The 25,483-nt window shown below is 42.5% G+C and carries 20 protein-coding genes; 19 read left to right on the forward strand and 1 reads right to left on the reverse strand.

Features of this window, described 5'->3' with window-relative positions; genetic code table 11:
• Window positions 1–52: 52 nt before the first annotated feature.
• From ABID29_RS09815 to ABID29_RS09830, 4 genes are all read left to right on the forward strand, one after another.
• Entirely contained in the window at window positions 53–1,843 is a 1,791-nt protein-coding gene (locus tag ABID29_RS09815; RefSeq protein WP_354365972.1) for a V-type ATP synthase subunit A, read from the forward strand.
• Complete coding sequence (locus ABID29_RS09820; RefSeq protein WP_354365973.1) at window positions 1,830–3,230, forward strand: V-type ATP synthase subunit B; 1,401 nt, start codon at window positions 1,830–1,832, stop codon at window positions 3,228–3,230. Before ABID29_RS09815 ends, ABID29_RS09820 begins: the two co-directional genes overlap by 14 nt.
• A gap of 75 nt (window positions 3,231–3,305) precedes the next feature.
• Window positions 3,306–3,938: a V-type ATP synthase subunit D gene (locus tag ABID29_RS09825; protein WP_354365974.1), complete on the forward strand. Its 633-nt coding sequence runs from the start codon at window positions 3,306–3,308 to the stop codon at window positions 3,936–3,938.
• A 536-nt stretch (window positions 3,939–4,474) separates the two neighbouring features.
• The gene (locus tag ABID29_RS09830) at window positions 4,475–4,717 is read left to right on the forward strand and encodes a DUF6171 family protein (RefSeq protein ID WP_354365975.1); all 243 of its coding nucleotides are present in this window, start codon (window positions 4,475–4,477) and stop codon (window positions 4,715–4,717) included.
• Window positions 4,718–4,780: 63 nt separating this feature from the next.
• On the opposite strand, the gene ABID29_RS09835 is transcribed toward ABID29_RS09830, so the two are convergent.
• Window positions 4,781–5,671: an ArsR/SmtB family transcription factor gene (locus ABID29_RS09835; RefSeq protein WP_354365976.1), complete on the reverse strand. Its 891-nt coding sequence runs from the start codon at window positions 5,669–5,671 to the stop codon at window positions 4,781–4,783.
• Between the two features lie 285 nt (window positions 5,672–5,956).
• Here ABID29_RS09835 and ABID29_RS09840 point away from each other — a divergent pair, with 285 nt between their 5' ends.
• From ABID29_RS09840 to ABID29_RS09910, 15 genes are all read left to right on the forward strand, one after another.
• A complete protein-coding gene (locus ABID29_RS09840) occupies window positions 5,957–7,291 on the forward strand; it encodes an ABC transporter substrate-binding protein (RefSeq protein ID WP_354365977.1) in 1,335 nt (444 codons plus the stop codon).
• A gap of 162 nt (window positions 7,292–7,453) precedes the next feature.
• Window positions 7,454–8,365, forward strand: coding sequence for a carbohydrate ABC transporter permease (locus ABID29_RS09845; RefSeq protein ID WP_354365978.1), 912 nt, complete (start codon window positions 7,454–7,456; stop codon window positions 8,363–8,365).
• A gap of 9 nt (window positions 8,366–8,374) precedes the next feature.
• Entirely contained in the window at window positions 8,375–9,208 is an 834-nt protein-coding gene (locus tag ABID29_RS09850; protein WP_354365979.1) for a carbohydrate ABC transporter permease, read from the forward strand.
• Window positions 9,209–9,212: 4 nt separating this feature from the next.
• Window positions 9,213–9,827: a DUF624 domain-containing protein gene (locus ABID29_RS09855; protein WP_354365980.1), complete on the forward strand. Its 615-nt coding sequence runs from the start codon at window positions 9,213–9,215 to the stop codon at window positions 9,825–9,827.
• Complete coding sequence (locus ABID29_RS09860; RefSeq protein WP_354365981.1) at window positions 9,820–11,256, forward strand: glycoside hydrolase family 43 protein; 1,437 nt, start codon at window positions 9,820–9,822, stop codon at window positions 11,254–11,256. The genes ABID29_RS09855 and ABID29_RS09860 overlap by 8 nt, the downstream gene beginning before the upstream one ends.
• Window positions 11,253–12,212: a glycoside hydrolase family 43 protein gene (locus tag ABID29_RS09865; protein WP_354365982.1), complete on the forward strand. Its 960-nt coding sequence runs from the start codon at window positions 11,253–11,255 to the stop codon at window positions 12,210–12,212. The genes ABID29_RS09860 and ABID29_RS09865 overlap by 4 nt, the downstream gene beginning before the upstream one ends.
• A 226-nt stretch (window positions 12,213–12,438) precedes the next feature.
• Complete coding sequence (locus tag ABID29_RS09870; RefSeq protein ID WP_354365983.1) at window positions 12,439–14,814, forward strand: family 43 glycosylhydrolase; 2,376 nt, start codon at window positions 12,439–12,441, stop codon at window positions 14,812–14,814.
• A 33-nt stretch (window positions 14,815–14,847) separates the two neighbouring features.
• Complete coding sequence (locus ABID29_RS09875) at window positions 14,848–16,050, forward strand: arabinan endo-1,5-alpha-L-arabinosidase (protein ID WP_354365984.1); 1,203 nt, start codon at window positions 14,848–14,850, stop codon at window positions 16,048–16,050.
• Between the two features lie 14 nt (window positions 16,051–16,064).
• Window positions 16,065–17,573: an arabinosylfuranosidase ArfA gene (gene arfA / locus ABID29_RS09880; RefSeq protein ID WP_354365985.1), complete on the forward strand. Its 1,509-nt coding sequence runs from the start codon at window positions 16,065–16,067 to the stop codon at window positions 17,571–17,573.
• A 61-nt stretch (window positions 17,574–17,634) separates the two neighbouring features.
• Window positions 17,635–19,074 (forward strand): alpha-N-arabinofuranosidase, encoded by a 1,440-nt coding sequence (locus ABID29_RS09885; protein ID WP_354365986.1) that lies wholly within the window; start codon window positions 17,635–17,637, stop codon window positions 19,072–19,074.
• Between the two features lie 16 nt (window positions 19,075–19,090).
• Window positions 19,091–19,909, forward strand: a complete 819-nt coding sequence (locus ABID29_RS09890) for an aldo/keto reductase (RefSeq protein ID WP_354365987.1) — start codon at window positions 19,091–19,093, stop codon at window positions 19,907–19,909.
• 112 nt (window positions 19,910–20,021) lie between these two features.
• Window positions 20,022–21,611: a xylulokinase gene (locus ABID29_RS09895; protein ID WP_354365988.1), complete on the forward strand. Its 1,590-nt coding sequence runs from the start codon at window positions 20,022–20,024 to the stop codon at window positions 21,609–21,611.
• Between the two features lie 8 nt (window positions 21,612–21,619).
• On the forward strand, window positions 21,620–22,315 hold the full coding sequence (locus ABID29_RS09900; protein ID WP_354365989.1) for an L-ribulose-5-phosphate 4-epimerase: 696 nt from the start codon (window positions 21,620–21,622) through the stop codon (window positions 22,313–22,315).
• A gap of 47 nt (window positions 22,316–22,362) precedes the next feature.
• Window positions 22,363–23,784: an L-arabinose isomerase gene (gene araA / locus ABID29_RS09905; protein ID WP_354365990.1), complete on the forward strand. Its 1,422-nt coding sequence runs from the start codon at window positions 22,363–22,365 to the stop codon at window positions 23,782–23,784.
• Between the two features lie 242 nt (window positions 23,785–24,026).
• Window positions 24,027–25,376 carry an MATE family efflux transporter gene (locus tag ABID29_RS09910; RefSeq protein ID WP_354365991.1) on the forward strand — a complete coding sequence of 450 codons (1,350 nt, stop codon included), beginning with the start codon at window positions 24,027–24,029 and terminating at the stop codon, window positions 25,374–25,376.
• Window positions 25,377–25,483: the final 107 nt, after the last annotated feature.

Genomic DNA, 25,483 nt, shown 5'->3' on the forward strand with positions numbered 1-25,483 from the left:
AGTTGCTTTGCTATCTCGAAGGAAAAGAATAAGAATACAAGGAGGAGCAGACTTGAATCAGGGAAAAATTATTAAAGTATCAGGTCCCTTGGTCATTGCTTCTGGGATGCAAGAAGCCAATATTCAAGACATTTGCCGTGTCGGTGACTTGGGCTTGATCGGTGAAATTATCGAAATGCGCCGTGACCAGGCATCGATTCAGGTGTATGAAGAAACGTCTGGTCTTCGTCCAGGTGAACCAGTAGTCACTACAGGTAGTCCGCTATCTGTAGAGCTTGGGCCTGGATTGATTTCACAGATGTTTGATGGGATCCAGCGTCCCTTGGAACATTTTAAGGCAGTCACCGAATCAGACTTTCTCATCAGGGGGGTAGACATTGCCAACCTTAACCGTGACGCCAAATGGCTCTTTAAGCCTAGCAAGGCTGTAGGCGATGAGGTCGTGGCTGGTGACATTGTCGGTAACGTCCAAGAGACAGAAGTTGTCGACCATCGGATTATGGTCCCTTATCAGGTATCGGGTCGGATTAAGGCCATACATGAAGGGGAATTTACCGTCGACCAGGTGGTCTATGAAATTGAGCAAGAAGATGGTTGCCTCTATCAAGGGACCTTGATGCAAAAATGGCCCGTTCGTCGTGGCCGTCCCTTTGCTCAAAAACTGATTCCGGTAGAGCCTATGGTCACTGGTCAGCGGGTTATCGATACCTTCTTTCCGGTCACTAAAGGCGGTGCCGCGGCAGTTCCTGGACCATTTGGGGCAGGTAAGACCGTTGTTCAGCACCAGGTGGCTAAGTTTGCGGATGTGGATATCGTAATCTATGTCGGCTGTGGCGAACGTGGGAATGAAATGACGGACGTTTTGAACGAATTTCCAGAATTGATTGACCCAGCGACAGGCCAGTCCATCATGGCTCGGACAGTCCTGATCGCCAACACTTCAAACATGCCCGTAGCGGCGCGTGAGGCGTCCATCTACACGGGGATCACCATTGCGGAGTATTTCCGTGATATGGGTTATAATGTGGCCATCATGGCCGACTCGACCTCCCGTTGGGCAGAGGCCCTTCGTGAAATGTCTGGTCGTTTGGAAGAAATGCCAGGGGATGAAGGCTATCCAGCCTATCTGGGCAGCCGTATCGCTGAGTATTATGAGCGGGCGGGTCGTGTGATCAGTCTAGGTAGCGAGGGCCGTGAGGGAACTATTACGGCTATCGGAGCTGTATCGCCTCCTGGTGGGGATATTTCTGAGCCAGTTACTCAGAATACTCTCCGTATCGTTAAGGTTTTCTGGGGGCTGGACGCACCGCTGGCTCAACGGCGTCATTTCCCTGCGATTAACTGGCTCAGTTCTTACTCCCTCTATGTGGATGAAATTGGCCAGTACATCAACCAGAGGGAAAACATGCAGTGGGCTGAAAAAGTGACCAAGGCCATGAACATTCTCCAAAAAGAGAGTGAGCTGGAAGAGATTGTTCGTCTGGTCGGGATTGACTCGCTGTCTGAGCGGGATCGTTTGACCATGAATGCCGCTCGGATGATCCGTGAAGATTACCTTCAGCAAAACGCCTTTGATGATGTGGATACCTATACTTCTTTCCGCAAGCAGGTAGCGATGTTGACCAATATTCTCTTCTTTGACGAAGAGGCTAACAGATCGCTGGATTTGGGGGCCTATTTCACTGAAATCATGGAAGGGACGGTCACTCTTCGTGACCGCATTGCGCGCAGCAAATTTATCCCAGAAGAACGAATCACTGAAATTGAAGGGTTACAAGAAACTATCAAGACAACCCTGCATGATATTGTAGCGAAAGGAGGGCTAACACATGAAGGTGATTAAGGAATATCGAACAGTCAGCGAAGTAGTTGGCCCCTTGATGATTGTCGACCAAGTGGAAGGCGTTCGCTATAACGAGCTTGTTCAGATCAAATTGCACAATGGCGAAGTCCGCCAAGGCCAGGTTCTTGAAGTGCAAGAAGACAAGGCCATGGTCCAACTCTTTGAGGGATCCAGTGGGATCAACTTAGAGCAGGCCAAGGTTCGCTTCACAGGCCGTCCTTTGGAGTTGGCTGTATCTGAAGACATGGTCGGGCGGATTTTCAACGGGATGGGTAAACCGATTGATGGTGGTCCTGATTTGATTCCGGAGAAATTCTTGGACATTGATGGCCAAGCGATTAACCCTGTGGCGCGTGATTATCCGGATGAATTTATCCAGACGGGGATTTCGGCCATTGACCACTTGAACACCCTAGTGCGTGGTCAGAAATTGCCTGTGTTCTCAGGTTCTGGTTTGCCACATAAGGAATTGGCTGCCCAGATTGCTCGTCAGGCAACGGTTTTGAATTCCCAGGAAAATTTTGCGGTAGTCTTTGCAGCCATGGGAATTACCTTTGAAGAAGCGGAATTCTTCATGAACGATTTGCGGGAGACAGGGGCTATTGACCGCTCGGTACTCTTTGTCAACTTGGCTAATGACCCTGCCATTGAACGGATTGCGACCCCGCGTATCGCGCTGACAACAGCAGAGTACCTGGCTTATGAAAAGGACATGCATGTCCTTGTTATCATGACGGACATGACCAACTACTGTGAGGCCCTGCGTGAGGTGTCTGCCGCTCGCCGTGAGGTTCCCGGCCGTCGGGGTTACCCAGGTTATCTTTACACCAACTTGTCTACCCTCTATGAAAGAGCTGGTCGTTTAGTTGGTAAAAAGGGTTCGGTCACTCAGATTCCTATCCTGTCCATGCCTGAAGATGACATTACCCACCCGATTCCGGACTTGACCGGTTATATCACGGAAGGGCAGATTATCTTGTCGCGTGACCTCTACAACAGCGGTTATCGTCCGCCGATCAATGTCCTGCCCTCCCTGTCCCGTCTCAAGGATAAGGGCTCTGGTGAGGGCAAAACGCGTGGAGACCATGCAGCGACCATGAACCAGCTCTTTGCAGCCTATGCCCAAGGTAAACAGGCCAAGGAATTGGCTGTCGTCCTCGGAGAATCTGCCCTGTCTGAAACAGATAAGCTCTATGTCAAATTCACTGATCGTTTTGAAAAAGAGTACATCAACCAAGGCTTCCAGACCAATAGGACCATTCAGGAAACCCTTGATTTGGGCTGGGAACTCTTATCCATCCTTCCTCGAACAGAGTTGAAACGGATTAAGGATGAGATGATTGACCAGTACCTGCCTACGGCAGTGGTGGACGAAGATAAGGCTTAAGAAACAGGAGAAGAGGCTGGTGGTAGCGGCTAATGCTGTTGCTCACATTGCCTCTCTTCAAATGGAGGACAACTGATGGCACGCTTAAATGTTAAACCAACTCGGATGGAGTTGAGCCGTCTGAAAGACCGCTTGAAAACGGCCATCCGAGGACATAAATTGCTCAAGGATAAGCGCGATGAACTGATGCGTCGCTTTATTGACCTCATTCGAGAGAATAACCGTCTCCGAAAAGAGGTCGAAGCAGGGATGGTAGAGAGCATGCAGGACTTCGTGTTGGCTAAGTCTTTAGAAAATGATAAAATGGTCGAGCAGATTTTTGCGGTACCGACCAAAACTGTCGATCTTCATATCGGGACGGAGAACATCATGAGTGTCAATGTCCCGCGCATGCACATGACCGTTAACAATCCCTACGGAGATGATGAAGGCGATGTAGTTTATAGCTACCTGGCCTCGAATTCCCAGATGGATGCTGCGATTGAGCAAATTGAAGACTCGCTTTATCAATTGTTGCGCTTGGCCGAGATTGAAAAATCTTGCCAGCTCATGGCGGATGAAATTGAAAAAACACGCCGTCGGGTGAATGGTTTAGAATATGCGACCATTCCGCAACTAAAAGAAACCATTCATTATATCGAAATGAAGCTGGAAGAAGCTGAACGTGCAAACGTCGTTCGCATGATGAAGGTCAAAGATATGGGATAGCTTTCGGGCTATCTTTTTCTGTTAAAAAGAGGAGGGAAATGATGATTACAGCTAACAAGGACGGGGCGGTAGAACTAGATTAAATATGAATTGAAAATTATTGATCTTAAATCTTATGGACAATATAACCCAAAATTTCATGATGGGGTTTGAGTGTAGCTTCAATTGCTTGTATTGGGTTCTTTACAGTTTGTTGAAATGCTGGTAAAATAGCTATGTAAGCGTTGTATAATTAAGTTTTGTAACGACGAAGAGTTATTAAGAAATTTTATCAGAATCAACTAGCATCTTGTTTTTTAAAATTAGTGATTGAGCTTATCTCTTATTAACTGTTTACTTCTAGGTATGGGCTTAATCGCTATTCTGAATGGAGTGTAAGAATGACTATTTGTCTGATGTTCGGAATGTTTAGAAGCATACAAGTTGTTAGTCTGGTAGGTTTGAAAATAGGGTATTTAGATTATCTTATTGAAATTATTTGATTTCTTGATGTTTAAAAACATGAGATTAAACTTATGATTTAAGGGAGGCTTTTGATGGATAATTTATGTTTCGGATGTGATGTCAAACAGCAAATAGCAGATGAAGAAATTGAAGAAATGATTGCTTTCCAATTAGCGATGGAAAGCGAAAAAGTCAATAGGGAAGAATGGTTGAGGCGACAGTCGATTTGTGAACACTGTTCAGCTAGACAGGGCTCTACTTGTGGCAAATGTGGTTGTTTTTATAAGTTTAGAACAGCTCTAGAGGGTAAGTCTTGTCCTATTAGCCTTTGGTAATAGAAAAAACTAGCGATGGCTGATCACTAAAGATCTTGTGACTTATCATCGCTAGTTTTTGTCTTAGTTGTAAAAGAGTTTTATCTTAATATCCTGGTCATAGTTGCCAAAAGCTTTACCAAATAAAGTACAACCACCCACATTTTTAGCTGAAGCTTTCACTTCAACTTTGAATTTCCAGGTGTCGACCGAGCTGTCAACATCAGAAATCGCGAATTGAGAAATACAGTCGCCATCTATGTAAGTCCCATGGCTCATAATACGAATAGTTTTTAGTAGCCCATATTGATTTAGATTGTCAGGATACCAATCAGGAGTATATTTTCCTCTGATATCGGCGAAATCACCCGGACTAGTCCAGGTACCTAGCTCAATATCGTTGAGTGAAAAAGTGATGTCTGATGGCCAGTTGTCATTGGCAAAAGGAAATTCTGATGAAATTTCAAAAGAAATCTCCATCATCGTCAATTTTTCATCATCATCTAGTAGATTGGGGGATTTATACTCTAGAAATCCTTTAGTGAACCACACTATTTGAGCATCCATTCGTTCAGGGACAATAAAATATTTAGGTTGATCAACTGGACCGATAAATTGCTGGGCACTGGCTAAGCCACAAGTTGGTTCAACTGAATAATCCGTGTAATGCCCGATAGGAATAGAGGTTTCCTTGATTGAATAAGTGCTGAACAGTTGCTTAGGAAAGTTGATTACAACTCGTTCAACACGTAAGCTACATATTTTTTGATGTCCAATTCGTTCTGTTTTGATGAGTTGGGCTTTTTCTAACTTTTGAATATGCTTCGTTGTGATAGCGCTGCTAAGTTTTAAGGTGTCAGCAAGTTCCCTGATGTTCATTTTTTTCTTTGCTAGTAACTGAAGAATTTCTATCCGGACATTGCTTGCTAAAGCTTCATAGACTGGTAATGCATCTTTCGTAATCTCTAATTCCATAACATACCTCCACATTAATAATAACAAAAACGCTAATTTCTGTAAATCAAATACTAACCGATTTCTTTAAAATTAATAAATAAATTAATTTAAAATAAAACCTACATATTTTTTGTTAAAAAGCTTGACAAAGTGTTATAAAAGGATTAGAATTGGATTATAAAAAATAAAGCGCTTGCAAAAAATGTTCAAAAAAGGAGGTTTCGGGTAAAAAGATTAATTAAAAAATTAATTAAAAACAAGCGGTAGATTATCTTTTAGGTTACTATAAAAGGAGAAATATAGATGAAAAAATGGTTAAAAAGCGCAATTGCTCTTGCTGGATTAAGTTCATTAATCTTAGCGGGTTGTAGCAGTGGAGGATCATCCTCTAAAGACGGTGATTCTGAAACGCTAACTTTTATGTTTCGTGGTGGAGAAGATGAGAAAAAAGCCTACCAAGCTGCGATTAGTAAGTTTGAAGAATCCGAAGGTATTAAAGTAAAAATTATTGCTACAGATGCAGATCAGTATGCCACCAAACTTCAGGCGGCTATCTCAGGAGGAAATATACCAGATGTATTCTATGTAGAGCAACATAACTTGATGGCTTATGTTGATAATGGAGTTCTTCTTGATATCACTGGCTATGTTGAAGATTCAGGTTTTGACCTTGATAATATCTGGGAATACGGTGTAAACACTTATCGCTATGATGGCAAGAAAGTTGGTCAAGGGCCAATATATGGTCTTCCAAAGGATTTAGGTCCGTTTGCCCTTGGCTACAATAAAGATATGTTTAAAGAAGCTGGTCTTGAATTACCTGATACAGATACTCCTTACACATGGGATGAATTTGTTGATGTTTCAAAAAAACTAACGAAAGATACTGATGGTGATGGTAAAGTTGATCAGTGGGCAACTGGATTCAATGTTAACTGGAGTCTGCAAGCTTTTGTATGGAGTAACGGTGGTGATTGGGTCAACGAAGATAAGGATACTGTAACAGTTGATACTCCGGAATTTGCAGAAGCACTCCAATACTTTGCGGATCTTCAAAACGTTCATAAAGTAACTCCGTCAATTGCTGATGCACAGACACTCGATACTTATCAGCGCTGGATGAATGGCGAGATTGCCTTCTTCCCAGTTGGCCCTTGGGATATGAGTACATATGCTAAGTTAGGATTTGAATATGACCTGATTCCATGGCCGGCTGGAAAAACTGGTAAGCCAGCAACATTTATTGGATCACTCGGTATCGGGGCATCTAGTAAGACTAAAAATCCTGAGAAAGCTGCAAAATTAGTTGAATATTTGAGTGCTTCAAAAGATGGTCAACAACAGTTAGTTGATGCACAAATTCAAATTCCAAACCTAATTGATATGGCAGAAGAATGGGCTTCAGATACGACAGCTATACCGAATAATCGAAAAGAATTTCTTGATGTAGTTCAAGATTACGGACATCCAATGCCTGCTGCTTGGACATATACAGCTGAATGGTACGATGAGTTCTTTATCAACATTCAATCTGTTTTAGATGGTGATGTTACTGCTAAGGATTATGTCAAAGAGGTACAACCTAAGATGCAGGAAAAACTGGATGCAGCTAATCAGCAAAAAGAAATGGCCCAGTAGTTAATTCTGAAACTGCTGAAGTATGATTCCTAAAACTTATGTGATTTGTATTAAAACAAGGTACATCGAAGAGTATTTTTCTTGTTTCTTGTCACTCTATAATGAATAGATGGGGCCGAGAATCAACAGTATTCTCGGTCCCATTTTAAAAGGAGAATTAATATGTCTCAGACCCAAACTGTTAAAAAGTCCAAAAGTAAACTTCATGCAAATGAGCATAGGGCGGCTTTCCTGTTTGTCATATTGCCTATAGTAGGTTTCTTAGCATTTTCACTCTTACCATTTCTCTACTCGATTTATGCGTCCTTAACAGATTGGAATGGTCTTGGAAGAATGAACTTTGTAAGCCTTAGCAATTTCCAAAAATTATTTAATGACCCTTACTTTTACCAAACAATGGGAAACACTATCTTTCTTATGATTGGCATTCCTATTGGGTTATTATTGTCCTTTGCTCTAGCTTCAGCTTTGAGTCGTGGGATTAAGGGAACAACAATTTTCAGAACCATTTATTATATTCCAGTGATTTCATCATTGGCGGCGATTTCCATTTTGTGGCAGTGGGCTTATAATGGTGACTTTGGTTTGGTGAACCAAGTTCTGGAAATTTTTGGGATTGATGGGCCTAACTGGTTACAAAATCCTATAACTGTTAAACCAGCTATCATTATCATGACGATTTGGAAAGGGCTTGGATATTCTATGCTGCTTTATTTAGCGGCTATTCAAAGCGTTCCTAAAACCTTTTACGAAGCGGCAGAACTTGACGGTGCCTCCTCCTTCCAAAAGTTTACCAATATTACATGGCCAATGGTTAGACCAGTGACATTCTTCCTGATTGTAACTAACATTATCGGTGGCTCACAAATCTTTACTGAAATTAACATTATGACACCAACTGGTGGTCCAAAATATGGCTCAGCTACCATTGTTTGGTACATTTGGCAAAAAGCCTTCAAAAATTTCCAAATGGGTTATGCGAGTAGCATGGCTTTGGTATTGGCAGTTATTGTTTTTGCTGTAACGGCACTTCAATTCTGGATCAATAAACGTTCAGAGTATAAATTAGATTAGGAGAAGAAAATGAAGCGAATAAAACTTTCAAATGTCCTAATTGTGATTATTTTACTAATTGGCTCAATTGTTATGGTTGGTCCGCTATTATGGATGGTTTCGACATCTTTAAAAGATAAGGCGGGAGTTTTTCAATTGCCACCTCAATGGATTCCTAACCCTATCAAGTGGGATGCCTATCAACGACTCCTCGAACTTGATACCTTGATATCTGGTATCAAGAATACGGTTATTGTTTCCTTGACTGTCACCATAGTTGGTACAATAACATCTAGTATGGCGGCCTTTGCGTTTGCAAAATTAAGACTCCCATTTAAAAACTTGCTATTTATCGTGCTTTTAGGTGCATTGATGGTTCCTTATCCAGTTGTCATGATTCCGCAGTTCATGATGTTCTCAAAAATCGGATGGGTTGATACCTTGCTTCCTTTGATTATACCTGGTTTGTTTGGGAATATCACGATGATTTTCTTCTTGAGACAATATCTATCTAATATACCTGATTCGGTAGTAGAAGCGGCCAAGATTGACGGTGCTAGTTATTCCAAAATATTCTTTCAACTCATTTTCCCATTGATTCGACCAGCAGTCGCTGCGCAGTTTATCTTGTGGTTCATGGGAGTATGGAATGATTACCTTGCACCATTGATTTACCTCAATACTCCAGAAAAACAAACCTTGCAAGTTGTTATTGCAAACTTGAATGCGGCCTATGCGATTCAAACGGACTATCCATTGATCATGGCGGCATCTGTTGTGTCATTGCTGCCAGTGTTGATAGTATTCGTGATTTTCCAAAAACAAATTATTGAATCTATCGCCTTATCTGGTATGAAAGGTTAACATTATGGTATGGAATAGATTAATGGAGTGGCTTCATATTGCAGTCTTATTCATCCTTTTGAATATCTTATGGATCTTTGGGTGTATTATTGGACTGGGAATTTTTGGTCTTATTCCGAGTACAGTTGCCACTATGGATGTTATAAAAGATAGAATGTATTTTAAAACTGACTACAGTTATTTTGAAATCACGAAACAGTTTTTCAAGAGTTTTTCTTTAGCCTTCAAACATCATAAATTAATTTTAGTTGTGCCAACTGTTCTATTAATCGTTTTTATATTGGAGTGGTTTCTAATTAGAGGTGTGGATATTCTCAGAGCAGGCTTCATGATTCCAACGACCTTGATTATTTTCTATCTCCTAATCATGATTCTCAATAGTTCTTATTTGATGACAGTTGAAAAGAAAATCGATTTGTCTTATTTCAAGTTTATTGTTTTAAGTCCCTTAGTATTTTTAAAATCATCTTTGATTATTGTGCTGAGCCTCATTACCTTCTTCATTTTATCTATTTCCTATCCTCTGATAAGCTTGTTCTCGATTGTTCTGTTTATTTTTACGATTCATAGAGTTCTTAAAATAGATTACGCCAAGAAAGGATGGGGAGTTCTTGACTAAAAAACGATTAGCTTTCTTATGTTTAACCATGTGTTTACTAGCTGGTTGTAAAAACCAAGTAGAACCAGTGAGACAGCAACTTCAGGACCCACAGTTTGAAAACGTCAGTGTACATGACCCTTCAATCATCAAAAGCGACGATGAGTTCTATATCGTGGGCTCCCATGCTATGTTGGCAAAGTCAGCGGATTTAATCAAATGGGAACAATTAGCAGATTCTGTCTCAACAGATATGTTGTTTGAAGATATTCGAGAAGAATTAAAAGAAGAATTTGCTTATGCTAAAACAACCACCTTATGGGCAAGTGACCTTGTGCAGCTAAAAAATGGTAAGTATTATTTATACTATTGTCTGTGTGTGGGAGACTCCCCCTTGTCCGTCTTGGGCGTTGCTGTAGCAGATGCTGTTGATGGTCCTTTCAAGAAGATCGAGTCCTTCCTTTATTCTGGCACCAGCCCACAGTTTGGCCAAACCTATGATGCTACCAAGCATCCTAATGTCATAGATCCTCATGTTTTCTATGACAATGGTGAGAAACTATGGATGGTCTATGGGTCTTATTCGGGCGGTATCTTTATTCTTGAGCTGGATGAGGCAACTGGATTACCACAAGAAGGCCAGGGATATGGAAAACACCTGCTTGGTGGTAATCATAGTCGAATCGAAGCGCCTTATATCCAATACAATAAGGATACAGGTTATTATTACCTCTTCATCTCCTTTGGCGGTTTAACAGCAGATGGTGGTTATCAAATAAGAGTAGCACGCTCTAAAACACCAAATGGTCCCTATGAAGACATGGAAGGCAATCTCATGGATTCTGTAAAAGGCGCTGCTGGAACTGTGTTTGATGATTTTAGTATTCAAGACTACGGGGTCAAACTGATTGGTAATTTTAGCTATGAAGCGGACGATGGATTAACAAATGCAGGTTATCTGTCTCCAGGACATAATTCCACTTATTATGATGAAGAGACTGGTAACTACTATGCCATTTTCCATACTCGGTTTTTAAATGCTGGGGAAATGCATGAAGTCAGGGTTCATCAAATGTATTTTACAGAAGACGGATGGCCAGTGTTAGCACCATTAAGATATAGTGGCGAGGCTATTGATCAGTATCAAATCAATCAAGTGGCCAGTTCTTATCGCTTGCTTGCGTTTAATAAAGACATTACGGCAGATTTTATAGAACCCCAGTCTGTTCAATTGAACAAAAATGGGAAGTTAGCAGGTGATTTATCGGGAGAATGGCAACTAGCATCAGATAACATCACAGAAGATTCTAGTATTAAGATTGAAGGAGTCACCTATCGAGGGAAGTTTGTCTCAAATTGGGATGAACGGCAAGAAAAACAGGTGATGACTTTCACAGGTATTTCTGACAAGGGTATTCCCTTATTTATGATAGAGGAGAAAGAAAAATGAGTCTAAACGGCATTTACAAAAACCCAATCGTATTGGAGCGAGCAGATCCTTGGGTTTACAAACACACAGATGGGTATTATTATTTCACAGGATCAGTACCTGGCTACCAATCCATCGAACTAAGACGTGCGAAAACACTGAATGATTTAGGCGATAACGCTGAAATCGTGACCGTTTGGGAAGCTCATGAAACAGGTCCGCTCAGTGAGCTGGTCTGGGCGCCTGAGATTCATTTCCTTCAAGGGAAGTGGTATATCTACTTCGCAGCGAGCGATCATGCTGTGGAGCGTAACCAACACAAGCACCATAGAATGTTTGTCATTGAAAACAGCAATACTGATCCAATGACAGGTAACTGGGTGGAGAAAGGCCAAATCAAAACCCAGTTTGAAAGTTTTAGTATTGATGCGACTGTTTTTGAATTAGAAGACGAGTTATATTACATTTGGGCACAGTTGGATCCAAGAATTCCTGGGAACTCTAACCTTTACATTTCAAAAATGGCGAACCCATGGACATTAGAAGGTAAGCAAACGGTCTTGACCATTCCTGAATACGATTGGGAAAAAATCGGCTTTATGGTCAATGAAGCACCAGCAGCAATTATCCGTAATGGCAAAGTCTTTGTGACCTTTTCTGTCAGTGCAACAGACGAAAATTATGCCGTAGGCTTGTTGTGGGCTAATGTTGGCGATGATCTTTTAGATGGCTATTCTTGGAACAAACTGGACAAGCCAGTCTTTGTATCGTCGGAGAAAAATAGCCTCTATGGTCCAGGCCATAACTCCTTTACACGCAATGAAGATGATACTGAAGATGTGATTGTCTTCCATGCTCGTCCAGAAAAGAACAAAGAAGGCGATCCTTTGGACAATCCAAACCGCCATGCCAACGCTCAAGTCTTCACTTGGGATGAGAATGGTTTCCCTGTTTTTGGGGAACCTGGTGAGGCCTAATCGAAAATAAATAAGAACCTGTATTCACAATAGAAACACTGACTAGAATGGGCTAATTTTAGCTTACTCACTATCAGATGTTCTGGAAATACGGTCATTATTCCTACAAAAAATTGTTCTCATTTGGACAAAAACTAGCCTAATTAGCTTAGTATCCCTATTGTGAATACGGGTTCTAAGTAATTGCAATTCTGTCATAGTTAAATAAGTAGTAAAGGAAAATCAGATGAAACATAATCCATTTGCATTTAGCAATAGTCGTCAACGGTACTCAGTTAGAAAAAGCTATTTGGGCGTTTGCAGCGTACTATTAGGGACAATTTTATTACTTTCAGTAGCTCCTGTTGTATCAGCTGATGAATCAGGACCATTTGATATCTCAACAACATTATTAGAGCCTACGACACTAACTAATGATGAACAGTTATCTAACAACACCGGTGAGGATACATTATCTAGTAAAGATAATGTATCTTCCGAAACGGAATCTGGAGATTCAACACTTCCTGATGAATCTGAATCACTCTCAAATGATGTACAGGCTGGAGTTGCTCCTGAGGTTGTTGTTCAGACTGATTCTGCAAAAGAAGAAGTGTTAAAAGCAGATACAGAGAATCCGGAATCAGTGGTTGCAACACCTGTTTCTACTAGGCAAGCTGTAGTACCTGAAGAAGAGAAAGAAGCTTTTAGTCGCGTGTCTGTTCACGATCCATCTATTTTTTACGATGAAAAGACAGGAACTTACTATGTCTTTGGCTCTCACTTAGCCCAAGCTAAGTCAGATGACTTACAGAACTGGACGCCACTTTTTACAAGGGAATATGAAAATCCGTCTAGTGTTTTGGGAGATCTGAACGAGAACTTAGCGTCAGTCTTTGAGTGGGCAGGCTATGATGATGCGGACACTGCTGGGGGCAGATATTCTGTCTGGGCACCAGATGTACTTTGGAACCCTTCTTATCAGTGGGAAGACGGAACGACTGGGGCCTACATGTATTATTTCTCCTCATCTTCGACATGGAGACGTTCTGTCATTGGTTATGCAGTGTCTAAGTCAGTAGAAGGTCCTTACGACTTTAAAGATACACTGATTTATTCAGGTTTTACCAAAGAAAATGCAACGGATGGTAGCAGTCGCAACATTCATTATACCAATACCCATATTGACGAATTGATCAATAAAGGTGTTATTGTAGAAGGGTTCAATGAAAAGTGGAACCGTGACAACGGTCATACTTATGATAATGACTATGCGCCAAATGCGATCGATGCCAATGTCTTTTTCGATAAGGATAATCGCCTATACATGTCCTATGGATCGTGGTCTGGGGGTATCTATCTTTTAGAACTTGATCCAGCGACTGGTAAAGCGATTTACCCTGGTGTCGATGGTAAAACGCCTGATGGACGACGGATTGACCGTTATTTCGGCACTCACTTGCTGGGTGGATGGCACCAATCGGGTGAAGCCCCATACATTGTTTATGACGCTAATACGGACTATTATTATCTCTTTATTACCTATGGTGGCTTGACCCGTGAGGGTGGTTATAACATGCGCTTGTTCCGCTCTAAAACAGTAGACGGGTTGTATGTAGACACGCAAGGGAATAATCCTCAGTACACTGGCTGGACGCCTGAACCCATTAATACGGCCTACGGTCTCAAGGTGATGGGGAATTATAACTTTAATGATTTTGATGCGGCCTATATGTCTCCAGGACATAACTCAGCCTTCATTGATGAAAATGGTGACTGGTACCTCGTGTACCATACCCGATTTGATCAAGGTAGCGAGTATCATGAAGTGAGAGTGCATCGCATGGTCATGACAGAAGAAGGCTGGCCGGTAGCCTTGCCGTATGAATTTTACGAAAAAGAAAAAGCGCTTACCTTGACTTCTGATAATGGGTTGACGGGCGAGTATGAATTTGTCAATCACGGAACAGATAGCAGTGGTCGTGCGATTCCAAAAGCTTCTGTCACTTTACATGAGGACGGTACAGTCTCAGGAGGATTCACAGGAATTTGGACATCTGTATCTCAAGATGGTCTTTATCGCCTTAACCTCACAAGTGCGGATGGTCATGTCTATAAAGGTCAATTCGCGCTTCAATATGCTGAAAAGTCTAGTCAAGTGAAGCTTGTTTTTGCTCTGGTTGGTGATGATAATACGGTTTTTTGGGGGAGTAAGGATTACGAAGTCAAAGAGCCTGTTGATGATACAGAAGAGGACGAACTTGGGCTTCCTGAAACCATTGATAAACCAGAGGGAGAGCCAACTCCTCAAGAAACACCTAAGGGTGATGTGATTTACTTTGTTAAACCTTTAATTCCCAACCATATTAGTCAGGGAACAATTGGAGAACCAAAGGTCTCTCATAGCGGTCAATCTGAAGTGGTGTCAGAAGTTGTAAAAGACTCAGAGGTCTTAAGCCTCCCACAAAGAATAGAGACAGATGGTGAAATGCTTCTTAACCTAACCACCTCGTCAAAATATTTACCAAAAACAGGGGATCAATCTCGTCTAACAACAAGTTTAGGTGCTCTATTGATAAGTCTTTTCGGAGTCCTTCCAAATAGTCGGAAAAAGAGAAAATAGCATTTCTTGAGCAAGAGAGAAAGAGATAAGATTATGGTAAAAGAAAGTCAACTGGAATTCGGTGTTCATGACCCGACGATTATCGAAGCTGACGGTGTCTTCTATCTGATTTCAACAGATACCAAACAACCTGAAACATCAGGGGTTCCGATTAGGAAATCCAATGATTTGGTGAATTGGGAATTTGTGACAAGTGCGCTTGAGGGTGTACCAGAGGTTGCCAAAGCCTGGAGCAAGGCTGTCGGGTTGTGGGCTCCAGAAATTATCAATTACCAAGGGGAGTATCGCATGTATTATTCGGCATCGACCTTTGGCAGCACTACCTCTTATATAGGACTTGCTACGGCTACCTCACCTACGGGACCTTTTATAGATCAGGGTGTCGTGGTCAAGACAAGTCCAGATCTTTGCACGCATAATGCGATTGATGCTAACATCGTAACAGACCGTGATGGTGAGCAGTGGATGGTTTACGGGTCTTTCTTCGGAGGGATTTACATTCTACCGATTGATAAAAAAACTGGGAAACCGAGTCAAGAGGGATTTGGCAAACGGATAGCAGCGCGACCTAAGAGTGTCGATACAGCCATAGAAGGTTGCTTTGTTTACTACCATCCAGAAACGGATCATTTCTACCTCTTTAGCTCCTATGATTCCTTGAGCAATACCTACCATATCCGTGTGGCACGCTCTCGCGATGTAGATGGCCCTTATTTGGACATCAAGGGACAAGACATGAACGATTTAGAGATTGATCCGCTCTTGAATGGGGTGAAACTCTTGGGTAGTTTCCAGTTTGAGGACCAATTGCCAGTTTACGCACCGGGTCACAATTCCATTTTAAAACGCTCTGATGGTCGATTATTTGTCGTACATCATGCTAGACGAAAAACTTTTTCAGATCAGTTCTTCTTAAACGTCAGGGAATTGAAATGGTTGTCCAATGGATGGCCTGTTATTTCGCCATTGCTTTATGATGGTGGTCAACCGCAATTCGTTAATGATTTAGAAGGAGAATGGGAACTTATCCGTTTTGAAGCTGACAGTGACTTAAAACAAAGTGAACTGGTTTTTCTTAGGGAACAAGATCTGATAGCTGTTACAGATGATGAATATGTTTGGGAAGGGTACAGACTTCTTTTCTGGCAGGAGCTAGAAAATGGTGTGATGACACCATGCTTGGCTGGTCTGAATGAGGACGGTTTTGTTGTTATCGGAAAAAAACGATTAACATAAGGAAAGGAGCAGATATGCAAAAAGCATCTTTAAAACTTGTGAAAGACATGCAAATTTCACAAGTGGATAAACGGATTTACGGCTCTTTCATTGAGCACATGGGACGAGCAGTTTATGGAGGGATTTACCAACCAGATCATGCGTCGAGTGATGCCAATGGGTTCCGTAACGACGTCAAAGAATTGGTCAAAGAATTAGGAGTCACTCTGGTCCGTTATCCAGGTGGTAACTTCTTGTCTGGCTATAACTGGGAAGACGGTGTTGGGCCTAAAGACAAGCGTCCTAGACGTACAGATTTAGCTTGGCGAGCGATCGAGACCAACGAAGTCGGCATCCATGAATTCTTTGATTGGGCGGAAGAAGTCGGAGCAGAGGTCAATATGGCGGTCAACATGGGAACGCGTGGGATTGACGAAGCCAGACAACTCGTCGAATACTGTAATTTCCCAAGTGGGACAGAATGGAGTGACCGACGCATTGCCAATGGTCGTCAAGAACCGTTTGCCATTAAAACCTGGTGTATCGGAAATGAGATGGATGGTCCATGGCAAATCGGCCATAAAACAGCTGAAGAATACGGTCGTGCAGCGAGTGAAACTGCTAAAGCGATGAAGTTGGTAGATGATTCCATTGAACTGGTCGCCTGTGGTAGTTCAAATAGCCAAATGCCGACCTTTGGGGACTGGGAATTAACCGTTTTAGACCATACCTATGATTATGTGGATTACCTGTCTCTTCACCAGTATTACGGCAACCCTGCCAACAACTTAGAAGAGTATCTGGCTTGCTCTCTTGACATGGATGCGTTTATTAAGGGTGTAACTGCTATGTGTGATGCTATCAAGGCTAAAAAGCATAGTCAAAAACAAATGAACCTTTCCTTTGACGAATGGAACATTTGGTACCACTCTAATGAGTTTGACAAGACCATCAAGCCTTGGTTGATTGCCCCACCACAGTTGGAAGATCATTACAACTTTGAAGACACACTCGTTTTGGGGACTCTGTTAATCACGCTTCTGAAACACGCCGATCGGATTAAAATCGCTTGTTTGGCTCAGTTGGTTAATGTTATTGCGCCGATCTTTACAGAAGAAAACGACAATGACAGTCCAGCATGGCGTCAGACCATTTTTTACCCGTTCATGCAGGCTGCTAAATACGGGCGTGGTACTGTGTTGACACCACTCATCCAAACCGATTCCTATAGTGCTGGTAACTACGATGCTATTCCATATCTGGAATCTATTGCAGTCCTCAATGAAGATGAAACGGAAGTCACTGTCTTTGCAGTAAACCGCTCAAGAGAGGAAATGGTCTTTACCATCGACAGCCTTGGCCTTGATGTAACAGGTGTTACAGCCTTTACTCAAATTGCAGGACATGATATTAAAGCAGTTAACACATTAGCGTCAAACAATGTTAAACCTGTTGACTCAGACCATTATGAAGTTTCAGAAGATAGTGTCGCTCTACAATTAGAACCATTGTCTTGGAATGTGATCCGCTTGGCAGTTAACTAAATCGTTTGGCCACTCACAACTAGCGAAAATCAGTTGGTGTGACATTTAAAAAGGAGCAAACATGAAAGTAACATTGACCGACCAACAAGGTCCAAAAATTTCAAAATACATCTATGGCCATTTCGCGGAACATCTTGGCCGTTGCATTTACGAAGGTCTCTATGTGGGCGAAGACTCGTCTATTCCTAATGTCAATGGCATGCGCATTGATGTGGTTGAAGCCTTGAAAAATATTCAAATTCCGGTTCTTAGATGGCCGGGTGGTTGTTTTGCAGACGAGTACCACTGGAAAGACGGGATCGGCCCTAAAGAAAATCGTAAAAAAATCGTCAACACCCACTGGGGTGGCGTCACAGAAAATAACCATTTTGGGACCCATGAATTTTTCGAGCTAACCAAGCAACTCGGCTGTGAGGTTTATGTCAACGGTAACGTTGGTAGTGGCACCGTTCAAGAAATGCAAGAATGGGTTGAATACATGACCATGGGAGGTGAGTCTCCTATGGCTAACCTTCGTCGTGAAAATGGCCAAGAAGAGCCGTGGTCTGTCAAGTTCTTTGGTGTGGGTAACGAAAGCTGGGGATGTGGTGGAAACATGCGTCCCGAGTATTATGCGGATGAATACAGACGCTATCAGACTTATGTTCGCCAATATGGTACTGAAAAGATTTACAAAATTGCTTGTGGGCCAAATATTGATGATTACAACTGGATGGATAAGGTCATGCAAATCGCTGCACCATTTATGGATGGCATCAGCTTGCACCACTATGCCTTGACGGGTGAGTGGTTGGATAAAGGCCCTGCCACTGGCTTTAAAGAAGAGCACTGGTGGTCTCTCATCAAGAGCGCTCAAAAGATGGATGAGCTCATTACCAAGCACAGCACTATCATGGACAAATACGATCCTGAAAAACGGGTTGGCCTTATTGTCGATGAGTGGGGCTCATGGTTGGCGGTTGAACCAGGAACGAACCCTGGCTTCCTTTACCAGCAAAACACGATTCGTGATGCGATGGTAGCTGCAGTGACGCTCAATATTTTCCATAAACACGCTGAGCGTGTTCACATGGCTAACATTGCCCAAACTGTTAACGTTTTGCAATCCATGATCCTGACAGAAGGGGATCAAATGGTGAAAACACCAAGTTATCACGTTTTTGATCTGTATAAAGTCCATCAAGAGGCAGAGTTAGTTTCCTCGTATGGGGAAACCGATGACACTGTCTCATATACTGTTTCTAAGAAAAATGGCCTTGTCTCTATTTCTGTATGTAACTTCTCCTTGGATGAAGAAAAGACCTTAGACTTTTCAGGGGCATACTCTGGCAAAGTAGTGGATGCACGCTATATTACCGCAGAGACCATGGATGCTCATAACGATTTTGATCATCCAGAGACGATTACCATTCAATCCTTTGACGGTGTATCAACAACGGATGAGACAGTGAGCTTAACAGTGCCACCGATGTCTGTGGTGACCGTACAGATCGAACAATAATGAAAGAGGAGACCTCATGTCTATTTTAAAAGAAACCTTTACCTTAGCAAACGGTGTAGAAATCCACAAAGTGGGCCTTGGAACTTGGCAGTCTGCGCCTAATGATGCCTACCGTGCTACCAAATTTGCTCTTGAAAACGGATATTACCATGTGGATACTGCTTATGTGTATGGCAACCAAGAAGAAGTCGGTCGGGGTATTAAAGATAGCGGTCTCGCCCGCAAAGAGGTCTTTATCACATCAAAAATTCCTGCGGAATGGAAATCCTATGAGGAGTCTGTTCGTGCCATTGATGAGAGTTTAGAGCAACTCGGAGTGGATTACATTGATTTGATGTTGATTCATGCTCCTCGTCCGTGGAGTGAAATGCATGAACGTCCTATCATTAACCACTATTATGACGAAAATGCAGAAATGTGGCGCGCTTTAGAAGATGCCTACGAAGCTGGAAAACTCCGTGCGATTGGTGTGTCTAACTTTAGCGTTGACGATTTGGAACATCTGCTTGAAAAAGCGCGGATTACACCAATGGTTAACCAGATCATTTACCATATCGGCAATACTAATCCAGAGGTACTGGCTTTTTGTGAAAAACATAATATCTTGGTGGAAGGCTATTCTCCGATTGCGACAGGGCGTTTACTCGGTGATGAAGGGATTCAGAAGATGGCAGATAAATATGGGAAATCAATCCCTCAGATCTGTATTCGTTACCTATTGGAGAAAAATATTCTCCCCTTGCCAAAATCTGTCCATGAGGAATACATCCTGCAAAATGGTCAAGTCGACTTTACGATTGAACCAGAAGATGTCGCTTATCTGGATAGCCTATAATAAGAGAGGTACAACCCTAGAATGTCCATACATTTATCGAGTTACATCTTTACATGTCTGGACATACCTGGTAAAATAAGGATAGATTAGAAAACGATTACAGGAGGTTGTCATGCTTCAAGAAAAACAAGATATTCTCAGTGGCCAAACAGCTCTTGGGATTGAATTTGGGTCAACGCGGATTAAGGCTGTGTTGATTGATAGCCGTCAATTGCCGATTGCTTCTGGGAGCCATGAATGGGAGAACCAGTTGGTAGATGGGGTTTGGACTTATGACTTAGATGCCATTTGGACAGGAATCCAAGACGCTTATGCCGACTTGGTGGCAGATGTTCAGGAAAAATATGAAACATCCTTGACTAAGGTTGGTAGTCTGGGCATTAGTGCTATGATGCATGGTTACATGGCGTTTGACAAAGACGATCAGTTATTGGTACCGTTTCGCACTTGGCGCAATACCATGACTGGACAGGCAGCGGAGGCCTTAAGTGAGCGGCTAGATTTCAATATTCCAGAACGCTGGAGCATTGCCCATCTTTATCAAGCTATCTTAAACGAAGAAAAGCATCTTCCAGAGTTGCATTTCTTGACAACGCTTGCGGGATATGTTCATTGGCAATTGACGGGTGAAAAAGTATTAGGGGTTGGGGATGCTTCTGGGATGTTTCCAATTGATCCTAAGACAGCGGACTACCGTCAAGACTATGTTCAAAGCTTTAATGAATTGGTTGCACCGAAAGTTTTCTCATGGTCTTTAGAGCAAGTTTTGCCTAGTGTTTTAAGCGCTGGTCAATCAGCTGGTCGATTAACAGAAAAAGGGGCGAAACTTCTTGACCCATCAGGTCACTTAGAGGCTGGGATTCCACTCTGTCCACCGGAAGGCGATGCTGGAACAGGAATGGTCGCAACCAACAGTATTGCCCCTAGAACTGGGAATGTTTCTGCTGGAACCTCCATATTTGCCATGATTGTTTTAGAAGAGGACCTCAAAAGCCGATACCCTGAAATTGATGTGGTAACGACACCAGTTGGCGATACTGTCGCCATGGTTCACGCCAATAACTGTAGTTCAGACATCAACGCTTGGGTGAAACTTTTCCATGAATTTAGTCGATTAGCAGGTCAAGACTTGTCTATGGATGCTGCTTATTCATTGCTCTTTAAAGAAGCATTGAAAGGTGAAAAAGACTGTGGGGAACTCTTGAGCATCGGTTACTATTCAGGAGAAAGCATTACTGGCATCGACGAAGGCCGTCCGATGTTAGTTCGCACGCCAGAAAGCCGTTTGACAGTGGCTAACTTGATGCGTAGCCATATCTTATCAGCCTTTGCGACCCTGTCCTTAGGGATGGATATCTTAACCCAAAAAGAAAACATCCATATTGACCGTATTTTAGGCCATGGTGGCATCTTTAAAACACCAGAAGTGGCTCAGCGTCTCTTGGCCTCAGCTATTGAAACACCCGTTTCTGTGATGGAAACAGCTGGAGAAGGAGGAGCGTGGGGAATTGCTCTCTTGGCCGATTACCTCAACCACTCCGACCTTTCGTTGGCAGAGTATTTGGAAACGAAAGTATTTGCGACAGCCGCAACAGAAGCCATCGCTCCAGAAGCAGATGATATTGGTGGTTTCAAGCAATTTATGGAGCGTTACAAACCAGGTTTAGAGCTGGAAAAATTAGCTGTTGACCTGATCAAATAGGAGGAACCATGTTAGAAGCATTAAAAGAAGCCGTATTTCAGGCCAATCTTGAACTCCCTAAGCGCGACTTGATTAAGTACACTTGGGGAAATGTCAGTGCCGTCGATCGTGAATCAGGATTGTTTGTCATCAAGCCATCTGGTGTTGACTATGATATTATGACTGCCGATGATATGGTGGTCTGTGACTTTGATGGAAATGTCATTGAAGGTAAACTACGCCCATCATCTGACATGCCGACACATGCAGTCTTGTACAAGACCTATGACAGCATTGGCGGTATCGTCCATACCCATTCGCCATGGGCAGCCAGCTGGGCCCAGTCTGGTCAAGATGTTCCTGCCATGGGTACAACTCATGCTGACACTTTTTATGGAACGGTACCCTGCGCCCGATTTTTAAGCAAAGAAGAATTAGATGCGGGTTATGAGCATGAGACGGGAAATGTTATCGTTGAGACTTTTGAAAAACGTGGTCTTGATCCGGTGGCCATTCCAGGTATCTTGCTACAAGGACATGGCCCCTTCACTTGGGGGAAAGATGCAGCTGACGCTGTCATGCATGCCGTTGTCCTAGAAGAAGTGTGCAAAATGAATTACTATACGCGCATGCTTAATCCATTTGCCCCTGAACTGCCACAATATGTCTTGGATAAGCACTACCTCCGTAAGCACGGTAAGAACGCCTACTACGGTCAAAAATAATCGTAAACATAAAAATGAGAATCATCTCAAAAAAGGAGAAATACAACATGTCAGATAAGAACGTTTTTTGGTTTGTCATCGGTTCCCAACACCTCTATGGGGAGGAAGCGCTAGAAGAAGTGCGTAAACACGGTCGTGAAATGGCTGATGTGCTTAACAAGTCAGGGCATTTGCCTTATCCTGTTGAATTCCAAGAAGAATTAGCCGTTTCAGCAGATGTCATCACGAAGCTTATGAAGGAAGTAAACTACCGTGATGATGTAGCTGGTGTTATTACATGGATGCATACCTTCTCACCAGCTAAAATGTGGATCCGTGGCACGAATCTGCTTCAAAAGCCGTTGCTTCACTTGGCAACCCAATACAATGAATCAATTCCGTGGGCAACCATCGATATGGACTTCATGAACTTGAATCAAGCGGCTCACGGTGACCGTGAATATGGCTTTATCAATGCTCGCCTCAAGAAAAACAACAAAATTATCGTTGGTTATTGGCAAAATGAGTCTGTCCAAAAAGACATCGGTGCTTGGATGGATGTTGCTGTTGCCTACAATGAAGGGTTTAATATCAAAGTTGCGCGGTTTGGGGACAACATGCGTGATGTGGCTGTAACAGATGGTGACAAAGTTGAAGCTCAAATCAAATTTGGCTGGACTGTGGATTACTATGCAGTCGGTGATTTGGTTGAAGTCGTCAATGCTGTGACAGACGAAGAAGTTAACGACTTGTTTGCAACCTACGAAGAGTTGTATGAGTTTGACTACGCAGACTATGACAAAGAAACTTGGGAGCATCATGTTAAGGAACAGGCAAAATATGAAATTGCCTTAAAACGTTTCTTAGATGAAGGTGGCTACACAGCCTTCTCAAGTAACTTCCAAGACCTATACGGTTTGGAACAATTGCCAGGTCTTGCGGTGCAACGCTTGATGGCTGATGGTTATGGGTTTGCTGGAGAAGGGGATTGGAAAACTGCAGCGCTTGATCGCTTCATGAAAATCATGTCTCATAACCAAAACACTGGTTTCATGGAAGACTATACCTATGAGATGGGGCTTGGCAAAGAAGCTATCTTGCAGTCACATATGCTTGAAGTAGACCCAAGTCTTGCGAAAAACAAGCCAAAAATCTTGGTATCGCCACTGGGTATCGGTGGCAAAGCAGATCCAGCGCGTCTTGTCTTTGACGGTAAAGCAGGTGACGGTGTCGTTGTATCAATGGCTGACTTTGGCACTGAGTTTAAACTTTTGATCAATGAAGTGACAGCCTTTGAGCCAACTGTTGAAGCACCAAATCTTCCAGTAGCGCGTGTGCTTTGGGAAGTGAAGCCTAACTTCCAAGAAGGTGTTAAAGCTTGGATTGAAGCGGGTGGTGGCCACCATACGGTAGTTTCACTTAACTTAACCAGTGATCAGATTATTACATGGGCTAAGTTAGTTGGTTTAGATTATATTTTAATAAACTAATAAAGTTAGTTTTAATTGCATTTATCAAGATTGAACACCATAAAATTTATGTCTCTAGTTAGAGAGTTTTATGGTGTTTCTTTCGTATATAATGTAATAATCTGTAAGAGTATCTCTAAAAGCATAAGACTTGCATTTAAATCATCCAAATCATGCGAAATGTTTTTGTGATTCCATTGACAGAATGGCCTAATTAAGATATGCTAATCTTTGCTAATAATAATGAAATTTAGGAGAATAAGATGCAAGATTTGACAGTAGGAAAACCGATTAAGGTGATTCTTACCTTTGCCTTGCCACTGGTGATTGGTAGTATTTTTCAGTTGTTCTACAATTTTGCAGATAGCATGATTGTTGGGCATACTTTGGGAGAAAAAGCCTTTGCAGCTGTTGGATCGACAGGTAGCATTGTTTTTTTCATCCTCGGCTTTGCCCAGGGGCTGACTGGAGGATTTTCAGTGATTTTGGCGCAGCGTTATGGGGCTAAAGACGAGGTCAATATTAAGCGATCCTTTGCTACGGGGCTAGTCCTGTCAATGGCCATTGGTCTGGTTCTAACTGTCCTGTCTCAAGTTTTTTTAGGAAGTCTCTTGGAATTGATGCAAACACCCCAGGAATTACTCGAACAATCAACACAATTCTTGCGGGCCATTCTGGGTGGGATGTTGGCAACGATTCTTTATAACTATTTGTCCAATAGCATCCGAGCTTTGGGGGATAGTCGAACGCCTCTGTTTGCCCTGATCGCGGCTGTCATCCTCAACGTGGCCTTAGATTTTATCTTTATCTTGAATTTTAAAATGGGAGTCTTTGGGGCTGGTGTAGCAACCATTCTTGCTCAGATTCTCTCTGTTATCTTCTTGTTTTGGCACATTAAAAAAAGGGTTCCTCAACTGCAATTGGCTAAAAGTGATTGGAGCTTACTTTCAAAGGAAGAATATCAGAAGCATCTTCAATTGGGCTTACCGATGGGATTTCAAGCATCTATCATTGCAATTGGGACTATGACCTTGCAGTACGCCCTTAACCAGCTTGGGACGGCGGCCATTGCGGCCCAATCCATCGCCAGTCGGACGGATCAATTAGCCATGTTACCTATGATCAATCTCGGGCAGGCGATTTCCACTTTTGCCGCTCAAAATTATGGCGCCAAGCTTTATGGTCGTATCTTTGAAGGGGTCAAAAAAACGGTTGCCTTATCCGTTGCCTGGTCCTTGTTATTTGCAGCCATTCTTCTCATAGGGAATCGATTCTTTTCGGCTCTCTTCCTGCCTAATGGCTCAGAAGCAATCTACCAGATGGCATTCTCTTATTACGTCATTAATGGCTTATGCTACTGGATTCTAGCCATTCTCTTTGTGTTGAGAGGTTTTATCCAGGGGCTTGGCAAAAGCTTTGCTCCAACCTTGGCTGGTATTATGGAGTTGATCATGCGGGTCGTGGTCGCCTTGATCGGTTTACGGTATTTTGGTTTTGCTGGAGTAGCTGCAGCTAATCCAGCCGCTTGGATTGGTAGCGTAATAGTCTTAATCCCAACGACCTACATCGTAGTCAAGCAACTCAAAAAATACCTCCTTCTCCAAGGAAGCTAATCATCAAACAAGAAGAGGCCGGGCAAAAACTAGCCTCAAAATCAAACCACACCGTGATTTCTGTCTTGAAAACAATCAAGATGAAAGAATCACTGTGTGGTTTTTGA

Source organism: Streptococcus rupicaprae (assembly GCF_040545225.1).
GTDB lineage: Bacteria > Bacillota > Bacilli > Lactobacillales > Streptococcaceae > Streptococcus > Streptococcus rupicaprae.

Excerpts from the sequence above, each read along its gene's own strand:
- ABID29_RS09885 (WP_354365986.1), top strand. The coding sequence starts at position 17,635 with ATGAAAGTAACATTGACCGACCAACAAGGTCCAAAAATTTCAAAATAC.
- ABID29_RS09900 (WP_354365989.1), top strand. The coding sequence starts at position 21,620 with ATGTTAGAAGCATTAAAAGAAGCCGTATTTCAGGCCAATCTTGAACTC.
- ABID29_RS09910 (WP_354365991.1), top strand. The coding sequence starts at position 24,027 with ATGCAAGATTTGACAGTAGGAAAACCGATTAAGGTGATTCTTACCTTT.
- ABID29_RS09890 (WP_354365987.1), top strand. The coding sequence starts at position 19,091 with ATGTCTATTTTAAAAGAAACCTTTACCTTAGCAAACGGTGTAGAAATC.
- ABID29_RS09850 (WP_354365979.1), top strand. The coding sequence starts at position 8,375 with ATGAAGCGAATAAAACTTTCAAATGTCCTAATTGTGATTATTTTACTA.
- ABID29_RS09855 (WP_354365980.1), top strand. The coding sequence starts at position 9,213 with ATGGTATGGAATAGATTAATGGAGTGGCTTCATATTGCAGTCTTATTC.
- arfA (WP_354365985.1), top strand. The coding sequence starts at position 16,065 with ATGCAAAAAGCATCTTTAAAACTTGTGAAAGACATGCAAATTTCACAA.
- ABID29_RS09830 (WP_354365975.1), top strand. The coding sequence starts at position 4,475 with ATGGATAATTTATGTTTCGGATGTGATGTCAAACAGCAAATAGCAGAT.
- ABID29_RS09895 (WP_354365988.1), top strand. The coding sequence starts at position 20,022 with ATGCTTCAAGAAAAACAAGATATTCTCAGTGGCCAAACAGCTCTTGGG.
- ABID29_RS09845 (WP_354365978.1), top strand. The coding sequence starts at position 7,454 with ATGTCTCAGACCCAAACTGTTAAAAAGTCCAAAAGTAAACTTCATGCA.
- ABID29_RS09865 (WP_354365982.1), top strand. The coding sequence starts at position 11,253 with ATGAGTCTAAACGGCATTTACAAAAACCCAATCGTATTGGAGCGAGCA.
- ABID29_RS09825 (WP_354365974.1), top strand. The coding sequence starts at position 3,306 with ATGGCACGCTTAAATGTTAAACCAACTCGGATGGAGTTGAGCCGTCTG.
- ABID29_RS09875 (WP_354365984.1), top strand. The coding sequence starts at position 14,848 with ATGGTAAAAGAAAGTCAACTGGAATTCGGTGTTCATGACCCGACGATT.
- ABID29_RS09840 (WP_354365977.1), top strand. The coding sequence starts at position 5,957 with ATGAAAAAATGGTTAAAAAGCGCAATTGCTCTTGCTGGATTAAGTTCA.
- araA (WP_354365990.1), top strand. The coding sequence starts at position 22,363 with ATGTCAGATAAGAACGTTTTTTGGTTTGTCATCGGTTCCCAACACCTC.
- ABID29_RS09870 (WP_354365983.1), top strand. The coding sequence starts at position 12,439 with ATGAAACATAATCCATTTGCATTTAGCAATAGTCGTCAACGGTACTCA.
- ABID29_RS09820 (WP_354365973.1), top strand. The coding sequence starts at position 1,830 with ATGAAGGTGATTAAGGAATATCGAACAGTCAGCGAAGTAGTTGGCCCC.
- ABID29_RS09835 (WP_354365976.1), bottom strand. The coding sequence starts at position 5,671 with ATGGAATTAGAGATTACGAAAGATGCATTACCAGTCTATGAAGCTTTA.